The organism is Chryseobacterium luquanense (assembly GCF_026460945.1).
GTDB lineage: Bacteria > Bacteroidota > Bacteroidia > Flavobacteriales > Weeksellaceae > Chryseobacterium > Chryseobacterium luquanense.
On sequence record NZ_JAOVZV010000003.1, the window covers coordinates 14,677 to 34,413 of the forward strand.

16 protein-coding genes are annotated in these 19,737 nt (G+C 33.8%); 7 read left to right on the plus strand and 9 right to left on the minus strand.

The window, feature by feature from the left end:
* Positions 1-17: 17 nt before the first annotated feature.
* Positions 18-548 carry an NAD(P)H-dependent oxidoreductase gene (locus OEA66_RS04330; RefSeq protein ID WP_267280227.1) on the minus strand — a complete coding sequence of 177 codons (531 nt, stop codon included), beginning with the start codon at positions 546-548 and terminating at the stop codon, positions 18-20.
* A gap of 90 nt (positions 549-638) precedes the next feature.
* Here OEA66_RS04330 and OEA66_RS04335 point away from each other — a divergent pair, with 90 nt between their 5' ends.
* Positions 639-998, plus strand: coding sequence for a winged helix-turn-helix transcriptional regulator (locus OEA66_RS04335; RefSeq protein ID WP_267280228.1), 360 nt, complete (start codon positions 639-641; stop codon positions 996-998).
* A gap of 43 nt (positions 999-1,041) precedes the next feature.
* On the opposite strand, the gene OEA66_RS04340 is transcribed toward OEA66_RS04335, so the two are convergent.
* The 5 genes from OEA66_RS04340 to OEA66_RS04360 all read right to left on the minus strand — a co-directional run bounded on the left by OEA66_RS04340 (position 1,042) and on the right by OEA66_RS04360 (position 7,233).
* Positions 1,042-2,619, minus strand: coding sequence for a DHA2 family efflux MFS transporter permease subunit (locus OEA66_RS04340; protein ID WP_267280229.1), 1,578 nt, complete (start codon positions 2,617-2,619; stop codon positions 1,042-1,044).
* Positions 2,620-2,897: 278 nt separating this feature from the next.
* Positions 2,898-4,004 (minus strand): HlyD family secretion protein, encoded by a 1,107-nt coding sequence (locus OEA66_RS04345; protein ID WP_267280230.1) that lies wholly within the window; start codon positions 4,002-4,004, stop codon positions 2,898-2,900.
* Positions 4,005-4,020: 16 nt separating this feature from the next.
* Positions 4,021-5,334, minus strand: coding sequence for a TolC family protein (locus OEA66_RS04350; protein WP_267280231.1), 1,314 nt, complete (start codon positions 5,332-5,334; stop codon positions 4,021-4,023).
* Positions 5,318-5,944 (minus strand): TetR/AcrR family transcriptional regulator, encoded by a 627-nt coding sequence (locus tag OEA66_RS04355; protein WP_267280232.1) that lies wholly within the window; start codon positions 5,942-5,944, stop codon positions 5,318-5,320. The genes OEA66_RS04350 and OEA66_RS04355 overlap by 17 nt, the downstream gene beginning before the upstream one ends.
* Positions 5,945-6,114: 170 nt before the next feature.
* Complete coding sequence (locus OEA66_RS04360; protein WP_267280233.1) at positions 6,115-7,233, minus strand: DNA polymerase III subunit; 1,119 nt, start codon at positions 7,231-7,233, stop codon at positions 6,115-6,117.
* A gap of 249 nt (positions 7,234-7,482) precedes the next feature.
* Between OEA66_RS04360 and bamG the strand changes: the two genes are divergently transcribed.
* Genes bamG through OEA66_RS04375 form a run of 3 tightly spaced genes read left to right on the plus strand, consistent with a single transcriptional unit; the run spans position 7,483 to position 10,407 of the window.
* On the plus strand, positions 7,483-8,760 hold the full coding sequence (gene bamG, locus OEA66_RS04365) for a BamG family beta-barrel-assembly machinery protein (protein WP_267280234.1): 1,278 nt from the start codon (positions 7,483-7,485) through the stop codon (positions 8,758-8,760).
* A 2-nt stretch (positions 8,761-8,762) separates the two neighbouring features.
* Positions 8,763-9,359, plus strand: a complete 597-nt coding sequence (gene lptC / locus OEA66_RS04370) for an LPS export ABC transporter periplasmic protein LptC (RefSeq protein ID WP_267280235.1) — start codon at positions 8,763-8,765, stop codon at positions 9,357-9,359.
* Between the two features lies 1 nt (position 9,360).
* The gene (locus tag OEA66_RS04375) at positions 9,361-10,407 is read left to right on the plus strand and encodes an anhydro-N-acetylmuramic acid kinase (protein ID WP_267280236.1); all 1,047 of its coding nucleotides are present in this window, start codon (positions 9,361-9,363) and stop codon (positions 10,405-10,407) included.
* Between the two features lie 29 nt (positions 10,408-10,436).
* On the opposite strand, the gene OEA66_RS04380 is transcribed toward OEA66_RS04375, so the two are convergent.
* Positions 10,437-10,826 carry an SRPBCC family protein gene (locus OEA66_RS04380; RefSeq protein WP_267265290.1) on the minus strand — a complete coding sequence of 130 codons (390 nt, stop codon included), beginning with the start codon at positions 10,824-10,826 and terminating at the stop codon, positions 10,437-10,439.
* 30 nt (positions 10,827-10,856) lie between these two features.
* Between OEA66_RS04380 and OEA66_RS04385 the strand changes: the two genes are divergently transcribed.
* Complete coding sequence (locus tag OEA66_RS04385; protein ID WP_267280237.1) at positions 10,857-11,468, plus strand: NUDIX hydrolase; 612 nt, start codon at positions 10,857-10,859, stop codon at positions 11,466-11,468.
* On the opposite strand, the gene OEA66_RS04390 is transcribed toward OEA66_RS04385, so the two are convergent.
* Positions 11,461-12,732 carry a UDP-N-acetylmuramoyl-tripeptide--D-alanyl-D-alanine ligase gene (locus tag OEA66_RS04390; RefSeq protein ID WP_267280238.1) on the minus strand — a complete coding sequence of 424 codons (1,272 nt, stop codon included), beginning with the start codon at positions 12,730-12,732 and terminating at the stop codon, positions 11,461-11,463. The two genes, OEA66_RS04385 and OEA66_RS04390, sit on opposite strands and share 8 nt — an antisense overlap.
* Positions 12,733-12,826: 94 nt before the next feature.
* On the minus strand, positions 12,827-14,428 hold the full coding sequence (gene gldJ / locus OEA66_RS04395; RefSeq protein ID WP_267280239.1) for a gliding motility lipoprotein GldJ: 1,602 nt from the start codon (positions 14,426-14,428) through the stop codon (positions 12,827-12,829).
* A 165-nt stretch (positions 14,429-14,593) separates the two neighbouring features.
* Between gldJ and porU the strand changes: the two genes are divergently transcribed.
* Complete coding sequence (gene porU / locus OEA66_RS04400) at positions 14,594-18,490, plus strand: type IX secretion system sortase PorU (RefSeq protein ID WP_267280240.1); 3,897 nt, start codon at positions 14,594-14,596, stop codon at positions 18,488-18,490.
* 56 nt (positions 18,491-18,546) lie between these two features.
* The gene (porV, locus tag OEA66_RS04405) at positions 18,547-19,710 is read left to right on the plus strand and encodes a type IX secretion system outer membrane channel protein PorV (protein WP_267280241.1); all 1,164 of its coding nucleotides are present in this window, start codon (positions 18,547-18,549) and stop codon (positions 19,708-19,710) included.
* Positions 19,711-19,737: the final 27 nt, after the last annotated feature.

Here is a 19,737-nt window from a genome sequence, read left to right on the forward strand (position 1 = left end):
TTTCAGAGATTAATAATTTAAAGTGTTTCAAGAAAATCAAGATACAGCGGAACACTTTGCTCAATCCATTCCGGAGAGGTATTATACTCCATTCCGTAATAAACAAAAGGTTTTTTGTAATCTGCTTTTATATATTCAAAACTGAGCTCGAAAGTTCTTGTGAATTCAATCACCGTATGTCTATATTTCCCCTGAGCATTGAAATCTTCATTATCTACTCCTGCAGATATTGCCAAAGCAATCTTTTTTCCACCAACTTTAAATCCGCTTTTGCTTCCATAAGCCCAACCGTGCAAAAGAACTTCATCCAACCATTTTTTCAACAACGACGGACTGCTAAACCAATAAAAAGGAAACTGAAAAACTATTTTATCGTAAGCTTCAACTAATTCCTGTTCTTTTTTAATATCTATTATTCCATCCGGATAAGCTTTGTACAATTCATGAACAACATACTTTTCTGGAAATTTATTCAACTCTTCCACCCATCTTTTGTTAATTAAAGATTCTTCCATTTTGGGATGAGTTACTATTATTAATGTTTTCATATTTTAAAATTTCTGTTACAAAAATAATAGGTGTAACTTACATTTCCGATATTAGCAACCAATTGTATGGTACTATAAAAAATGTAAGTAATGACTAAAATAAAAGAAACCTCAACCAACTTTGCCAATAAAAAAGCACTCACAGACGAATGTCCGGAATTATATGCTTCCAAATTAATTGGCGGGCAATGGTCTCTCGCAATCTGCAGTTATTTAATTAACGGAAAACTGAGATTTGGAGAATTAAGAAAAAGTTTGGGAAATATTACAGAAAGAATGCTCACTCTTCAACTTCGAAGATTGGAAGAAGACAAAATTATCACAAGAACTGTTTACGCAGAAGTTCCACCAAGAGTTGAGTATGAATTAACAAAAATTGGATATCAGTTAAAACCAGTCATTCAGGAATTGGAAAAATGGGGAATCATGCATAAGGAAAATATTGAATAATTAGAAACAAAAAAACCTCTGAAAATCTCAGAGGTTTATATTTTTAATGCATCGCTTCACTTAAATCAATCTTTTCTTTACTCTTCCGTTCTCGGATGAACAAGATAAACGGAATACAGATTAAAAACGCAACTCCCAAATAAAGAAATACATCCATATAAGAAAGTACGGTCGCCTGTTTAGTGACGTTCATATCTAAAACTTTGTATGCAGCATTCATTGCGTTGTCGGGTGTCATTCCTTTTGCCATAAAACTGGCTTTTAAGCCTGCTAATCTTTGCTGGACATCAAAACTGTCACCATCTAAATGGGAAATTAAATTCACTCTATATTTCTGACTTGCATTGGCAATAAATGTAGTAATAGCAGCAATTCCGAAAGAACCACCCAATTGTCTCATCATTCCGGTAAAAGCAGCTCCCTGTCCGATTTCCTGACCTTTTAGAGTACTTAAAGACAAGGATGTGATAGGAATAAACAATAAACCAAGTCCCATTCCACGTACAATCAGCATCCAGAAAAAGGCATCTTTACTGGTATCCGGAGTCAAGATTTTGTAACCCCAAAAACTGTAAATAAAGAAAATTAATAATCCCAGAGAAACTAAAATCTGTTGTTTAGCTCCTTTCGAAAGCAGTCGCCCGATAATCGGCATCATGAAAGCGGTCGTTAGAGCTGCCGGAATCATTAATGCTCCTGACTGAAGCGCCGTCCAACCCAAAATACTTTGAGTATATAGAGGAACGATAAACGTGGAACCGTACAGACCAAATCCTAAAACAAATGACATCACGGTTCCGATCCTCAGATTTCCGTTCTTTAAAACCCGCAGTTCAACAATCGGATATTTGTAGGTGAGCTCTCGCCAAAGGAAAAGCACAAATCCTAAAATAGCTGTTGTGGTAAAAGTTACGATCATACCGCTTTCAAACCAGTCTTCTTCATGACCTCTTTCCAGAATAAACTGTAAAGATCCAACGGTTAATGCCAAAAGCATAATTCCGAGCCAGTCGACATCCGAAGCTTTCCTTTTCTCTGAGAATTTCGGGCTTTTCACAAATTGTAAAGTCATGATCGTTGCCGCAATTCCAATCGGAATATTGATATAAAAAATATACGGCCAGCTGTAATTATCAACAATATATCCTCCCAATGGTGGACCTAAAGTAGGGCCAATAATTACGCCCAAACCATAAATCGCCTGCGCCATACTTCTCTTTTCGATAGGATAAGATTCGGTAATAATGGTTTGTGAGGTCACCAAAAGCGCTCCCCCACCAATTCCCTGACACAATCTGAAAAATACCAATTCCCAGATATTATCTGCATTTCCGCAGAGAAAAGAAAATATGGTAAATATTACGATAGAAGCGGCAAAATAATTTCTACGCCCAAACTGCTGAGATAACCAACTCGTCATAGGCACAATAATTACGTTACCAATAGCATACGCAGTAATCACCCATCCTACTTCTGAAAGTGTAGAACCGAGATTCCCTTTCATTTCGTTGAGGGCAACATTTACAATCGTGGAATCCACAATCTCAAGCAAAGCACAAAGAATAGCCGTGATCGTGATGATCACTCTTCGGGCTCCGTATTCTACTAATGAATCTTGCATAGTTTTTTTACGATGTAAAAAAGTGAATTGTCAATAGTCAATCAACTCCGTTGTCAATTTTTCTTCTTCATTTCCAAATAGCATCAATCCTACTGCATTCTCAATTCAAAATTGACTTGCCTCTGCAAAATTGACAATTCACTGATATATTTTTATATATGTGAATGGCAAATTTGTTTCGTTAATCGATAGCGAATTTTAAAGCAGTCAGTTTAAATTGACAGCGAAGCAAATTCACTATTGACAACGAAGTTTATTGACCTTTCACTATTTCAATATTATTTTAAAGCAACTTCTGCTTTTACGTTCATCCCTGTTCTCAATTTCTTGGCGATATTTTTATCTAAATTCACGAAATCAATTTTAATAGGAAGTCTCTGAACTACTTTTACGAAGTTTCCGCTTGCGTTATCCGGAGGCAAAATTGAGAATGTAGAACCTGTTGCCGGAGAAAATGAACTTACCACTCCTTCAAATTTGGTATCCGGAAAAGCATCAATTTTAATTTCAACTTTTTGACCTTCCACCATTTTGGCAACCTGAGTTTCTTTGAAGTTGGCAATTACCCATTTCTGGTCATTTTTAACCAAGCTAAATAGCTGAGAACCTGCCTGCAAAAACTGCCCTTCCTGAATAGGAACTTTTCCTACAAAACCATCTTCCGGAGCAACGATTACGGTGTAAGAAAGATTTAATCTTGCACTTTCCACGTCTACTTCTCTTTGTTTTGCAACTGAACCAGCAACAGAAATTTGCTGAGAACTTGCCTCAGTTTGAGAAGAAGCGATTCCGGTTTGCTGAGCAATTTGATTTCTTGTTTCTACCAAAACCTGCAATTGTTTATCTGCAGATTGTTTTGCGGCCAAAGCCTGTTCGTATTGCTGTTGAGTGATTGAATGATCTTTTACTAAAATCTCATATCTTTTTAAATCCTGTGCTGTCTTCCATACATTAACTTTAGCAGCTTCAATTTGAGCATTTGCCGTTGCAACCGCAGCCTGAGAACTGCTGATATTTTTTGAAGTGGCGTTAGTGGAAGACTGTGCTGAAGAAATATTGCTTTTTGCTGTAGATAAAGCTGCGGTAGCCTGTTCCAAGGCCATTTTCTGATCTTTATTATCTAAAATAACCAAAGTATCGCCTTTTTTTACAAACTGGTTGTCTTTTACTTTCACTTGAGCAACATAACCTGAGATTTTAGAAATAACAGGATTCATGTTGGAAGCAATTTGAGCATCATCCGTCTCTTCATGAAACTGACCGTAAGTGTAAGATCTGTAACCGAAGATTCCTCCTCCGATTAAGATAACTGCTAATATAATTGGGAAAACTAAACTTTTTTTCTTTTTTGGTTCAGCGATTTCCTGAGTGTTATTATTTTCCATTTTGGGTATTGTCTTTTTATTTAATAGTTAGAGTTCCTGTAGTCTGCAAAAGTTTTCTGTAAGCTAATGCGGCATCGGCTTTGGCGTTGATTACACCAACATTTGCTGAAATTTGAGCTGCATCGGCATCAAGCAATTCCGTCATGGTTGCAAGACCGTTATCATATTTGTTTTTTGTAATTCTGTAGTTTTCATTTGCCTGTTCGGCCGATTTTTCGAAAACAGCGATTCTCTTTTTAGAATAATCTGAATTTTGATATTCTCTGTTGACATCCAGCTTAATATTGTCATTCAACAAATCATTCGTTGCAGACAACTGCATTTCTCTTGCCTGAGACTGCTTTAATGCTGAATTTTCTTTCCAAAGATTTGAGAGATTGTAAGAAATTCCTACCCCAACATTCACTGCATTATAAACAGTCAAAAATTTAGGAATATCTGCTGCAACATAACCTCCTGTTAAAGCAATCGATGGAAGATTTTCTGCTTTCGCCGATTTCGTTCCCAATTGAGCTGCTTTTCTTTGCTGGTCTAAAGCCTGTAGATCCTTACGGTTTTCTCTCGCTTCATTCAGATAAAAATCAACAGTTTTTACATCATCAGATTCATCAATATAATTTTGGTCAACTTCGATTTCAGTAGCATCAGGAAGACCTAAAAGCAAATCCATATTAATATTGGCAATATTATAATTGTTTTTTGCTTCTAAAAGTTGTAATTCGATATTTGAAGTCTGAAGATTCGCCTTTAAACGATCGTTTCTTGCAATGACACCATTATTTTCAAGCTTAAGAAAGGTTTCGTCTCTTTTTTGGGAAGCAGTTAAATTTTCTTCTAAAACTTTAATGGATTGATTGGCTTTAAATAAATTATTATAAGCCTGAGCAACGTTGTACGCAATAGCAATTTTGTCATTTTCTGTACTCAGTTTTGACGCTTCTACCAAATATTTTGCAGACTGAATTCCGTATTTAATTCTTCCGCCACTATATAAAGGAACGCTCAAATTTGCCGAACCAAATGCAACCTGATGAACTTCTGGTCCACCTGCTGAAGATACTCCGGGTAGTTTTAAATCGATGGTTGGTTTAATGGGAAGATACATGTAACTTCCTGAAACCTTTAATTCCGGAAGCTGTCTGTTTTTGGCTTCCAAAAGATCAGCTGTTGCTTCTTCAATTTTGGCAGCATCTATTTTTAAACTTTTACTGTTCTGGATTCCGAGCTGAACTGCCTCATCAAGAGTGAGCTGCTTTTTTTCCTGAGCATGAGTGTACACCATTCCTGCAAAAAGGGACAATGCAATAACTGAGTTATTTATTCTCTTCATAACCTAAAAGGTCTTTTAAAATATGTTTTACGTGTTGTGTCAATTCGTTAAAATAAGTTTCCTCAAAAGCTTCTTCAGTCTCATTATTTTGAAGAAATTCTTTGTACATTCCTGTTGCGTTTGATGCATAAAACAGAGTTCCGCTAACCGTAGAATGTAATAAATAGATAGGAGGGTTTTTTGTAAAAATTCCTTTTTCGATTCCACTTTCCAGAATTTTCGAATACATTGTAAGAAAACCTAATTTGGTTTGCTTCAGAAACTCTACAATCTGAGGATTTTCTGTATGAAGCTGCTCTCTCTGCATAATTCGGTAAAAACATTTGTGATGCCTTACTCTACCCACAAACTGATCTACAATTTTCTGAATCTTTTCCCATTCATTAATATCTGTTCTTTCTAAAATATCTTTCGAAAAAAACTGTCCTTCCTGCATTCTGTATTCAACTAGTTTCTCGTAAAGTTTTTCTTTAGAACCGAAATAATAAGAAATCATTGAAATATTCACATTTGCAGCTTTGGAGATTTCTCGTGTTGAGGTTCCTTGAAAGCCATTTTCAGCAAAAAGCTTTTCAGCAGCGAATAATATATTTTCTTCTTTTGAAATCATGTGTGATAATTTTCGGATGCAAATGTACAATGCTTTTTTGTTAAAATCAAACGTTTGATTGATTTTTTAATTTATTTTTAATTTTTAAAAAAAATTCATTCAATATTATATCAAGAAAAAAGCATTTCCACCTTAATGAAAACGCCTATGATTATTTCCGACAAAGAGTTTTAAGAATTCTTATGAATATATCTTGAAAGTTTTATTCCTAAATCTGTCCACACAATTTTAGGATTTCCATTTCGTGTTAAATGTAAATCTGCGGTATTAATTTCATCTAAAATACTGATAATATTTGCCCCACTAATGAATTTTGAAAATCCTTCCCAATTAAAACCATTCGCATTAATCTTTTTATACACCAAATCCTGCGACTGATAATTCTGCAACAAAGCCAATCTGAAAATCTCGGAAGCGTAGTTGAGGAAGTTTTTTTGCTTTTCCCTGTTCCAACCGGCAATTTCTCTTGCCCACAAAATAATATTCTTCAAAAATTCGGGTTTCTTTTTTACCATAAATGCATCACGAACCCATTGTACAAACAGTTTCTCAAACTCCGGATTTTTCGTTTCTGAATTTAAAAAGTTAATAGCGTCATTAAGATTTCCCTGAGCCTGATGAACAATTTCTCTTACTTTATCAATAGATATTTGAAATTTAGACTGAAGAAATGTTTCAATATCTTTGTCATTAATTCTCGGAACTTCAATCAGCTGAGTTCTTGATAAAATTGTAGGTAAAATATCATCGGTACTTTCGGCAGTAAGAAGAATAATTGTTTTTGCAGGTGGTTCTTCGAGAAATTTCAGAAATTTGTTTGATGCAGCAATATTCATTTTGTCAGCTCTCCAAACAATTAGAATTTTTGTTCCGCCTTCGAAACTTTTTAGGGCAAATTTTTGGTTCTGATCATCAATTTCATCTGCAGAAATGAAAAACTGCTTGTTTTCAGATTCCAAATGAGCTGTCCAATCATCAAAGCTTGCATATGGCGAACTGATCATCATTTCTCTGAATTGTTCAAACTTATTTTTACTTAACGAATTTTTATTGTCAGTAAAAACCGGAAAACTGAAATGCAAATCAAGATGATTAAGATGTTCAACTTTCGAAGCTGCATGCTCATTCTCTCCTTTCAAAATTTCTTTTGCATATGCTAAAACCAACGGCATCGTTCCGTACCCTTCTTTTCCGATGAAAAGCTGGGCGTGACTTACTCTGTTTTCGGCGATACTGTCTTTAAGAACTTTTTTCAGGTTTTCTTGTCCGGCGATGTTTTCCCAATTCATGCTTCAAAGATAAGAATTTTTGGAACTGATAATTTGTCAATCGTCAATTTGCTTCGCAAGTTAATGGTCAATTTCACATAACAATTTAATATTTATTGAATAATGAGAATTCACTATTCACAGCGAAGCTGATTCATTATTCACTATTGACCATTCATTACAAAATCCCCCTTAACAAACTTTAACCTCAGTAAATTTTTACAATTCATTAATATTTAAGATATTTGCGCATTATTTTAAAAATCTAGAATGAAAAAAATTTTTGTACTATCATTCATTTCGGTGGGGTATTTCCTAAATGCACAGAGTTTAAGCAACTCACCTTATGCTGCTTATGGAATTGGGGATGTAAAATATGATAATACGATTGAAACCAGCTCAATGGGAGGCATTTCTACTGCATACATCAGTGATTTCAGTAGTAATTTCAATTTCGGAAACCCTGCTAATAATGGTAATTTTGAGCTGACAAGTATCAGACTTGAAGCAACAAACGAAAACAATTACTTTAAAACTGATTATAATAGTACAAAATCTACAAAGCATTCTACCTATTTATCAAATATTTCAATAGCTTTTCCTGTTTCACCTAAAATAAAAATGGGATTTTTGTATCAACCATACAGCTCAAAGAGTTATGAAATCCTTCATAGCGAAACAATGGGTGATGGAACTGTTTACGGAAACAAATTTACAGGTAGCGGAACTTTAAATACAGCACAAGTTGCATTATCATACAAAATCAATCCTAAATTTTCTGTTGGAGCAAAAGCAAATTACTACTTCGGAAATCTTTATGATCTAAATGAGTTTACAACTTCTACTGCAGATTTGATCAACGGTTACGAGACTAAAAACAGTATTAAAAACTTTAACTTTACCTTAGGTACAAGTTATCAATCGATCAATACAAGTACCGACAAAAAACTTACTATAGGAGCAACTGCTACTTTCGGTAATACGAGTAAAATGACTACTGAATATACAAACAGTACTTATTATTACACAGACGTTGACATAAAATCTACTCCTACAATTATTGAAAATAAAAAAACCAATTCTAATAACCTTCTTCCACTTCAGGCTTCTGTCGGAGTTGGATACGGAAGTGAAAATGAATGGTTTGTTTCAGGACAGGTTGATTACAAAAAAGGAGAATCCATAAGTTATTTCGGTAATACCTTTGACTACAAAGATTCTTACCGTGTTTCTGCCGGAGGATGGTATTTACCAAACTATAACAACTTTAGAAGTTATTTTTCAAGAGTAGTTTACCGTTATGGTGCTTTCTATGAAAAAGGAAATATCGAGCTTTACGGTAATAGCATCAATAAATATGGTGTTTCTGCTGGAGTTATGTTACCGTTTAAAAACAGTGGTATCGCAAGAATGAGCGGTCTTGAAATTGGCGTAGAAGTTGGGAAAAGAGGAACTCTGAAAAACAATCTAATCAACCAGAATTTTGTCAATGTAAAAGTTGGTTTCAATTTTGCTGACAGATGGTTTAGAAAACAGCTTTACAATTAATAATGAATTTTATTTCACATAAATTTAAAAATATAGCATACCTTTTTAGTTGTGCTATATTTTTTATATTCACATCTTGCGAGGAAGACCTTACCAAGCTAAACGGTAATGAAAACAAGAATTTCCCTTCGCGAATTATTTATGATGCTAAAATTGTTCAGAGAGATTCAGGTTTTATAACTTTAAAAGCAACAGCTCCGATTATTGAAACGTATGAACTGATTGACAGTCCTTATACCGTTGCCAAAAAGGGAATGAGAATAGAATTTTTCGACAAGAAAAAACCTAAAAACCCAGGAAACATAACCGCTAAATTTGCTAAAATTTATGATTACAAGAAATTTTACGAAGCAAGAGGCGATGTGAAAATTCTTACAAGTGACGGACAAAGATTTGCTACTCAAAGTGTTTTTTGGGATCAGGCTAAGAAAAGAATTTATACAAGAGACACTGTTTATGCAACAATGGAAGACGGTTCTACTCTAGTTCACGCAAACGGAATGACTGCAAAAGACGATTTCTCAGAATACAAATTTTTCAATAATTCCGGAGATCTTGATGTAAGTAAAGCTAAAATTGCTCAACCTAAAGCTCAATAAAATGGTTTTTAAAGCAATAGGATTGATGTCCGGAACCAGTTTGGATGGTTTAGATATCTGTTTTGCTCAGTTTTGGAAAGAAGATTTTCAATGGAAATTTAAAATTGTTCAGGCTGAAACTGTTTCTTATTCTAAAAGTTTAGAAGATCAACTTAGAAATTCAGTTCATTTATCATCACAAGATTTATTAGCTTTAAACTCCGAATATGGCTTTCATTTAGGTCAGGCTACTAAGAATTTTATTCAAAAAAATCAATTGTCAGAAATTGATTTGATTGCTTCACACGGTCATACTGTTTTTCACCAACCTCATAGGAAATTTACGCTTCAGATTGGTGACGGAAGAGCGATAAAAGCAGAAACTCAAATTCCTGTTGTTTACGATTTTCGTTCTCAGGATGTTTTACTAGGTGGAAACGGAGCACCTTTGGTTCCGATTGGTGACGAACTTTTATTTTCCGATTATGATGCTTGTTTAAATTTAGGTGGATTTTCAAATATTTCATTTAAAACTAATCATCAGAGAATTGCATTTGATATTGCTCCAGTAAATATTGTCCTGAATAAATTAGCTTTAAATTTCAATCAGAATTATGATGAAAACGGTGATTTAGCAAGAAAAGGAAAGATCAATCAAGAGTTATTAGAAAAACTAAATTCATTGGAATTTTATAATCAATCTCATCCAAAATCTCTAGGAATTGAATGGTGTAACGAAAATATTTTCTCTTTATTTTTAAATATTGAAGATTTAGATATTTTAGCAACATTTACAGAACACGTTGCTGAACAAATTTCAAAAGTTTTTAATGATAATAATTTAAAGAAAGTCCTTTTTACAGGAGGCGGAACTTATAATCAGTTTCTTATTGAAAAGATTAAAAGTAAAACACAATCGGAAATTATCATTCCTGAAAAAGAAATTATTGATTTCAAAGAAGCTTTGATTTTTGCTTTTATGGGAGTTTTAAGATGGAATAACGAAATCAATGTTCTTGCTTCTGCAACAGGAAGTTCACATAATCACAGCTCAGGAATTATTGCATAAAAAAAACCTTCATATCTGAAGGTTTCTATTTATTTGTAAGCTTCGATCTTATCGGTCAACGTGTTGATAAAATTCTGAAGCGGTTTCTCAACCATCATTTTAATGAAAGGATTAAATTTTCCTTCAAAAAGCATCTGAACTTCTGTTTGATTTTCGTTTAACGGATTCAAAGTTGCAGTCAGTGCAAAATCTAAACTTGAACTAGCCGATTTTAAAACTGCTTTCTCCTCTGTAACTTCATCAATTTTCAATGCAATTTCCGGCATTCCTTGAAGTCCGAATTTGAAGCCATCTTCTCTGGTTTCAAATTTCTGAAGACCATCTGGCATAAAATTTTTATAATTTTCAGGCGATTTCAGCAATTCAGATAAATCTTTAGATGATTTATTGACAATAATTTTTCGTCCTTCTAAATTCATTTTTTTATTTTTGTATTTAAATTACTACAAATGTATAAAGTTTTTGTGAACGAAAAAAAATTATTGATATCTAAGAAGCCCGAAAACTTAGAGAAAACCTTAAATTACGAAAGTTTCACAACTTTAGAAATCGCTCTCGATCTTCTTCAGAATACGTCGACTTCTGAACTGAATGTTTATGGCGAAAAAATTGAAATCATTTGGGAAGAATTTAAAAAACTATTCAGAATCATTGAAGCGGCGGGAGGAATTGTCTTGAGACCAAATGGAGATACACTTTTCATCAAAAGATTGGGAAAATGGGATCTTCCTAAAGGTAAAATGGAAAAAGGTGAATCCCGCGAAGAGTCTGCCGTAAGAGAAATCGAGGAAGAAACAAATTTAATGAATGTGGAACTTCGAGATTTCATCAACACTACCTATCATATTTATATTGAAAGAAACGGTGACCGTGTTTTGAAACACACGCATTGGTTTGAAATGTTTTTTGATGGTGAAGACACTTCCAAACCTCAATTAGAAGAAGGAATCACAGAAGTTGCCTGGAAAAACACCACTCAGATTGAGAATGAGGTCTTTCCAAGTACTTTCCAGAATATAAAGTTGATTATTAATGAGTTTTGGGATTCGAAATCTAAATAAAATCAATTGCTTTTTCGAGAGATATTCCGCGCGACGCTTTAAGGAGAATATTTTGTGACTGAATTTTATTATCTTTTAAATATTGAGTCAATTCTTCTGTGTTATCAAAAGCTTTAGAATCTGAATTGACGTTTTTAAATTGTTTTCCAACGGTAATAATCTCATTAAAACCTAGGTTTTGAGCTAGATTGAGAATGATTTGATGTTCTTCCCTACTTTCATTACCTAACTCCAGCATATCGCCGATAATGATTGTTTTTGAACCTTCAAACGTGATAAAATTATGCAGTGAAGCAAACATTGAGCTCGGATTGGCATTGTAAGTATCTAGAACAAGCGTTTTATTATCTTTTTTAACAATCTGAGACCTCATATTTGTTGGCGTGTAAGATTCCAAAGCAGATTTAATTTGGCCAAAATCTATCCCGAAATGAAGTCCAAAACTTGCAGCAGCACAAAGATTCGTAAAATTATAATCTCCTGTAAGTTTTGATAAAGCATTTTTATCTTTGTATTTTAAACCTATAAAGTGCTCTTCAGAAAATGGTTCGAAATAATAATCAGAATCTGTTTTTCCAAAAGTTATTTTTGATTGATAATCTTGTGTTTTTTCTAATTGAGTAAGATCATTTTCATTCACTAAAACGGTTTGATTTGTATTTTTAAGATAATCATACAATTCAGATTTCCCTTTAATAACACCTTCAAAACCACCAAAACCTTCTAGATGTGCTTTACCGAAATTGGTAATATAACCGAAATTTGGTTTAGCAATATCGCAAAGCAATTCAATTTCTTTCTGATGATTAGCTCCCATTTCGATTACTGCCATTTCATGTTCGGGTTTAATGGAAAGTAATGTCAATGGCACACCGATGTGGTTATTCAAATTCCCAAAAGTATACTGAACCTTATATTTTTGTGAAAGCACAGCGTGAATAAGCTCTTTTGTCGTTGTTTTACCATTACTTCCCGTAAGACCAATGACAGGAATATTTAATTGATTTCTATGATGAATAGACAACTTCTGTAAAAATTCTAAAGTTGAAGGAACATAGAATATATTTTTGTCTGAATTTTCAAATTCTTTATTTTCAACAATTACAGCAAGTGCACCTTGGTCAACAGCTTTTTCGGCTAAAGTTGCAGCATCAAAATTATCTCCTGAGAAAGCAAAGAAAATATCATTCTTTTCAATTTTTCTGCTGTCGATTGTTACTTTTTTAGCTTTTAAAAATATTTGATAAAACTGTTCTGTAGTCATTGGTAAATTTAAATTTTAAATAAAATTTCTAAGTTCAAAAATAAAAAAACCTCCCGGAAATACGAGAGGTTTTTTATAAGTATTTTGATAAATATTATCTTCTTGTTCTAGCTTTGTCGTTTACTCTAGCATCTTGTGCTACACGGAAACCGATCCAACCATAACCAGATGTCTGATTTTTGTATCTTCTCTGTCCCGGATCCAACCAATATGCTGAATCTTGCCAAGAACCACCTTTCACAACTCTAATATCATTAGAAATAGCTGAAGTTCTGTCTTTAGTATCTTTCTGCAAAACTACTCTACCATTTGAATTTACGATAAATTTCGTAGTAGGAGAATTATACATATCATAAGATGCTGCAGAATCACTTGCATTTCTATAGTTTAGTGAAGATTGTCTGTCACCATCCATATAATTTCTGTAATCTGCAATAGTTTCTCTCTCAAACTGACCTGGTAAGTTTTTGTAAACTAATCTTCCGTCTGCTAAAGTATCATATTTCATGTTACCTTCTTCTATCATCTTGTAAGTTCCGTCACCGTTTCTTACAATAGCTTGAGGCATATTTCCTCTGTAGTAATTAAAATCACTTCCAGATTCATCGATAATTGGTCTGTAAACATCTGCAGTCCATTCTGCAACATTTCCAAACATACCGTATATACCAATGTTATTAGAAGGGAATTGTCTTACGTCTGCAGTTTGAGCAGCACCATCATTTTTCCAACCTGCAGGTCCAGAATAATCTCCTCTTCCTTGCTTAAAGTTTTCAAGGATCATTCCTCTATTTTTACCTTTAGTACCTCTAAGAAGATCTACTTGTGGTTTTTTCTCTAAGTAACTGTTGTACTCTCTGTTTTTTTCCATTCCAAGAGCAGCAAATTCCCATTCAACTTCTGAAGGAAGTCTGAATTTCGTAACCATTGCTGCATTAGGAGCTCTGTTTGCTGCCTGAAGTCTTTGGTTGGTAGTTTTCATACCATTCTTCTGCATCATTCTTTGCTCATTGATGTAACCTTGCATTTCAGGATCATTCGATCTGAATTTATCCATATTAAATGCAGTTCCACCTTGATTATTAGATTCGTTGATATACAAATCTTTTGCAATAATACCTGCTTGCATCAAAGCTTTTTCGTTTGCTCTGTCTGTCAACCATTCGCAATATCTGTTTGCTTGAGTCCAAGAAACTCCTACTACCGGATAATAATCATAGTTTTGATCTCTGAAATACGTTTCATTAAGATCATTTCTAGATAATTTATTATCCCATAATAAAGTATCTGGCAAAGCACCGTTGTAAATTTCTTTATAACTAGGATCACTTGGTGGGAATACATACTTCAACCATGTAAGGTATTCGCGGTATTCGTAGTTAGTAATCTCAGTTTCACCGATAAAGAATGAGCTTACCTGCATTCTGCGAGGCGAGTTATTCCAATCGTGCATTACATCATCTTTCACTAATCCCATTGTAAAAGTTCCTCCCTCAACATATACCATCCCCGGCCAACCTTTTTGTTTCTGCTGCTTTCCTGCAAAAAACCAACCCTGTTTTTCGTTTGGTTTCCAACCTGTCTTGCTGACAAACTTTTTAGTACCGCCGCCTCCGGAAGTCCCTGAACCACCACAACTGGTTAATGCAAGTGTAGAACTCAATGCTATTAATGAAAACAACTTTAGTTTTTTCATAGTCGATATAAATATTATTCAAAGTACAAAGAAAAAATAAATTATTCAATAAATCAAGTAAAGATTTGATTTTTTTGAAAATTCTTAACAAATTAATTTTATGGTATGACAATTTAATTATAAAATTTTCATTTATTTTGTAATTTAGAAATTTCAAACATAAACATGAGACTAAAAATCACTCTATTATCTATATTTGCTTTTGTATCAACGGCTTGGGCTCAGCGAGTATCCATAAATTGGGACGGAGCTAAAATTCAGGATTATGGTGATATTAAAAAAAATCTTCCAAACTTTACAAACGAAGGTTTTTCTTACCATCAAGATAATATTTTCATCATCAATAAGCAAAAAACAGGAGAAAGACAGCTTCAGGTATCAAATCTTGTTTGGGAAAGCGTTTCTGCAAAAGATTTATATGAATTAGATGCTAATTTCATCCAAGATCGTGACATCTCAGATATTGACTATTATTATCTTGACGGACAACGTTATGCAAGTGTACGTGTTGGATTATTTAAAAATATTAAAGGTAAAATACAAAGATTATCTTCATTTAACGTTTCAGAAAGTAATTCGCCAATGCCAATGAACGCAAGTAAAGTTGGTACTACACAAAATCCTTTATCAAGCGGAGGTTTTTATAAAATTAAAGTTGACAAATCTGGGGTTTTCAAAATTACGACTCAATTCCTGAGAGACAATGGGATGAATCCTGCCAATATCAATCCTAAAAACTTCAGAATTTACGGAAATGGAGGAATTATGCTTCCTGAGTTTAATCAAGATGTAAAGTACAGTGCATTGCAGGAAAATGCAATCCAAGTTGTTGGAGAAGACGATGGAGTTTGGAATGATGGTGACTATGCTCTTTTTTATGCTCAAGGACCGAATGGATATAATTTATATAATACTGCTAATGGTAATGGTATTAAGAGAAGAGAATTTAGAAATGACACTAGTGAGAATTTAAAAAATATTTACGAAGATTTTTCTTATTATTATATCAATTTCGACAAAGGTGCAGGCAAAAGAGTCCTTCCCGTTGATTTAAATTTACCTGCTTCTGCACCAATAACAAAGTTTGATAACTATCAAGTCATTAATAATGACCAAAGAAATTTATTAAAAGTAGGAAGAGTTTGGGTTGAAGATCAAGGTTTCACAACAGATAAAGCGGTTACTTTTAATTTAACTTCACCTATTCAAGCGGGTGATATTGTAAAATACAGAACTCAAGTTGTTGGATGGAGAGCACAGCAGAATAGTATTAATTTTAATATTAACAGCCAAAATCCTTCACCTCAATCAATTCCATCAAATCCACCAAACTATTCAAATGATTTTTATCCATTAACCTATTTCGGAACAACAACTGCAATTTCCGGAAATCAAATTACAATCAATTACTCTCCCAATATTGCAACGAATCCTAATGGAGCTTTTTATTTAGATTATGCAGAAGTACAATATAGAGAGGATTTGAGATTCAATGGTTCTCAAATGAATTTCAGAGATTTTTCTTTAACTACAGGTACGAATACCAATTATGGATTTAGTATTTCCAATACAGGAAATATGGAGCAGGTTTGGGATGTCACAGATATAACCAATGCCAACAGAAGGGTAAATAAAGCTACCGGAAGTGGGAATTTTAATTTCGCTTACACAACCTCGGATCTTAATTTTAATAATGAATTTGTTGCTTTTAGAGCAGATGCTGCTTTTTCTCCACAATTCGTAGGAAGAATTGCTAACCAAAATCTTTCTGCGTTACAAAATGTAGATTATTTGATTATCACAACTCCTGAAATGATGGCACAAGCTCAGCGAATTGCTAACTATCATCAAACAAAAAATAATTTTAATGTTCAGATTGTTGATGCAGATAAAATTTACAATGAATTTGGAAGCGGCAGTAGAGATCTTACAGCATTAAGAGATTTTATAACAAAATTAAATACTCCGTTAGGAAGCTTGAAATATGTTTTTATACTTGGCGATGCTTCTTATGATTATAAAAATAGAATTTCAAATAATTCTAATATAGTTTCAAGTTACGAAAGTGAAGCTTCAAGAGATTTTGAAGGATCTTTTGTTACTGATGATTACATTGTAATGACCAAACCTCAGACTTCACCTGCCTTATCAAACAACCTCCCCGATTTGCCAATAGGACGTCTTCCTGCAGCAAACCCGACAGAAGCAGCGAATATGGTTGACAAAACTTTGGCATATTATAATGCTCTTTCAGGACAATCATCACCTTTTGGGGAATGGAGAATGAAATTGGATTTTGTAGTAGATGATGATAATGATAATACGATACCTTTCCATACTACAATGAACAATTCATTGGCAAGTACATTTGAAATACCTTTAGTAAATACTCTAAAAGAATATAATGTAAGAAAATTGTATTTAGATGCTTTTCAGGCGCAAAGTACAGCAGGAGGACAAAGATATCCGCAAGTAAACCAAGCTATTTCAAATGATATTGGTAACAGTCTTTACTTATTTTATTTCGGGCATGGTGGTATTAATGGTTGGGCGCAGGAAAGAGTTTTAACGACAGACGAAATTCAAAATTCAAACAATTTTTCTTCTGTTTACAGTAGATTTCCTTTCGTATCAACAATTACTTGTGAATTTACACTTTGGGATGAGCCAGCTACTTTTTCGGCAGGAGAGCAATTTATTAAGCTTAAACAAGGAGGTCCTGCTTCAATGATTACTTCAAGCCGTGCAGTTGGTGTATTTTATGGTGAGCAATTCACTAATTTTTACACCAAAGAAATGTTTAAAATGGTTGGTGATGATTTTCAAACTATTGGAAATGCTCATCTAAACGCAAAAAAACAATATGGGGGTGAATCCAATCATTTAAAAGTAAATGTTTTAAGTGATCCTGCAATGAAATTAAGCAGACCTCAAAGATTATTAGTAATTGACGATATAGAAACTCCTGTTCCGGGATTAATAAGAGGGTTAGATTTTGTAAAAATAAAAGGACACATTAATAATACAAACGGAACTGTTAATACTACATTCAACGGAAGAGTGGTAATCAATATTTTTGATAAAAGATTAAATAAAACCACTTTAAATAATGACGGAAATCTTACTCCGCAATTACAATATACTGAAGAAGGAAGCGCCATTGTAAAAGCATCCGGAACTGCAGTTAATGGAGTATTTACCATTGAATTTTATGTTCCAAAAGATATTAATTATGCAGTAGGAGAAGGAAGATTACTGGGGTACGCTGACAATAAATCTTTTGACGTATTCAATAATCAATCTGTACAAGTAGGTGATCTTAATCCTAACGGAATTAACGATAATGAACCTCCAAAAGTAAAATTATACATGAACAATACAAATTTTGCCAACGGAGGAATCACCAATCAAAGTCCGACACTTTTAGCTTGTTTAACAGATGATACAGGAATAAATTCTACAGGCTCTGGTATTGGTCACGATATTACAGTATATTTGGACGGACAAATTATTAACACCGTAGTTTTAAATGACTTTTTCGCTTCAGGAGAAGGAAACGGATGTCTTAATCCTTCATTAGCAGATTATCAAAAAGGAAATGTAACGTATCCTTTTAGAAATTTAGCATTGGGACAACATCAGCTAACATTTAAAGTTTGGGATATCAACAATAATTCGACAACTGAAACGTTAAACTTTGAAGTTAAAGACGAAGCAGATCAACACTTGATTATTAACAGACCGTTGAACTGGCCAAACCCTTTTACCAACAAAACTTACGTTCAATTTGAGCATAATTGTGATGATATTTTAGATGTAAACGTTCAAATTTATACGATTACAGGAAAATTAGTAAGAACTTTAACAAATGTTGTAGTCGCAGAACCGTTCCTACAGGGCTTTAGAACGCCACGTCAGGCAATTGAGTGGGACGGAAAAGACGATTTTGGTGATACAGTAGCAAAAGGTACGTATATTTTTAAGATATTTGCAAAAAGTCAAAATCAAGAAAAATGCAAAGGAAGTGCTACAGCTGTAGAAAAAATGGTACTTTTGAAGTAAATAAATAATTAATTAAGAATATCAATAAAAAACTGATAATATATAAAAGACAACATATGAATTTAACTACTAAACTGCTTTTAGGGATTGGTTTGAGTGCTGGTTTTTTAGGCTATGCACAAGATTTGAGTCAGGTAAGACCTGTTTTAACCGGAGCTCCATTCCTTAGAATCGCACCAGATGCAAGATCAGGAGGTATGGGAGATCAGGGTGTGGTAACTTCACCGGATGCTTTTTCACAATTCTGGAATGCGGCAAAATATCCTTTTAGCAGAACCAGCTCTTCTGTTGGTTTGAACTATACTCCATATATGGGGAAACTTACCAATGATGTATTTTTATTGTACGGTGCATTCCATAAATTCTTAGGTCAGGAAGAGAGATCTACAATTTCAGCAAGTATCTATTACTTCAATATGGGGGAAGTAGATCTTACGCAGTTGGTAGGAAATGACGTTACTTCTATGGGTACTTCAAAGCCAAACGAAATGTCAATCGACGTTGCTTATGCTTTGAAATTATCTGATTCTTATTCAATGGCTGTAACAGGTAGATTTATCCGTTCAGACTTAGCCGGAGGATTCAACACAGATACTACTTTGAAACCGGCAAATAGTTTTGCAGTAGACGTATCAGCTTACTATACTTCACCGAAATTCTCTAGTTTTGGAGGTATGGACGGGAAATTGAATGCAGGTGCCGTAATTTCAAACCTTGGTCCGAAATTAGATTATACAGGAGATGAAGCTTCAAGATCATACCTTCCGACTATGGCAAGATTAGGTATCGGTTATGATATGTTTCTTGATGATATGAATAAAGTGGGTATTTCTTTCGAAGGATCTAAAATTTTAGTTCCGGGATCAGAATTGGTAGGTACAGATCCAAACACAAGACAACCTCTTTATGCGGTTCCGAATGTTGGTGTAATGGAAGGAATCAGTAAATCTTTCAAAAATCCTAATTCTATTATGATGAGTGGTGCTTTGGAATATTCTTATGACAATGCATTTGCTGTAAGAGGTGGTTATTTCCACGAAAGTGAAGAGCAGGGAGCAAGACAGTTTGCAACTGCAGGTATTGGTTTAAAATACCGTTCTTTTGGATTGGATATTTCTTATCTAATCAATATGTCTAAAATTAATACTGCTTTGGATAACACTCTTCGTTTCGGTCTTACTTGGAACATTGGTGAAGAAACTTCAAATGTAGATTATTAAGAAAACATACTATAAAAGTTTTGAAAA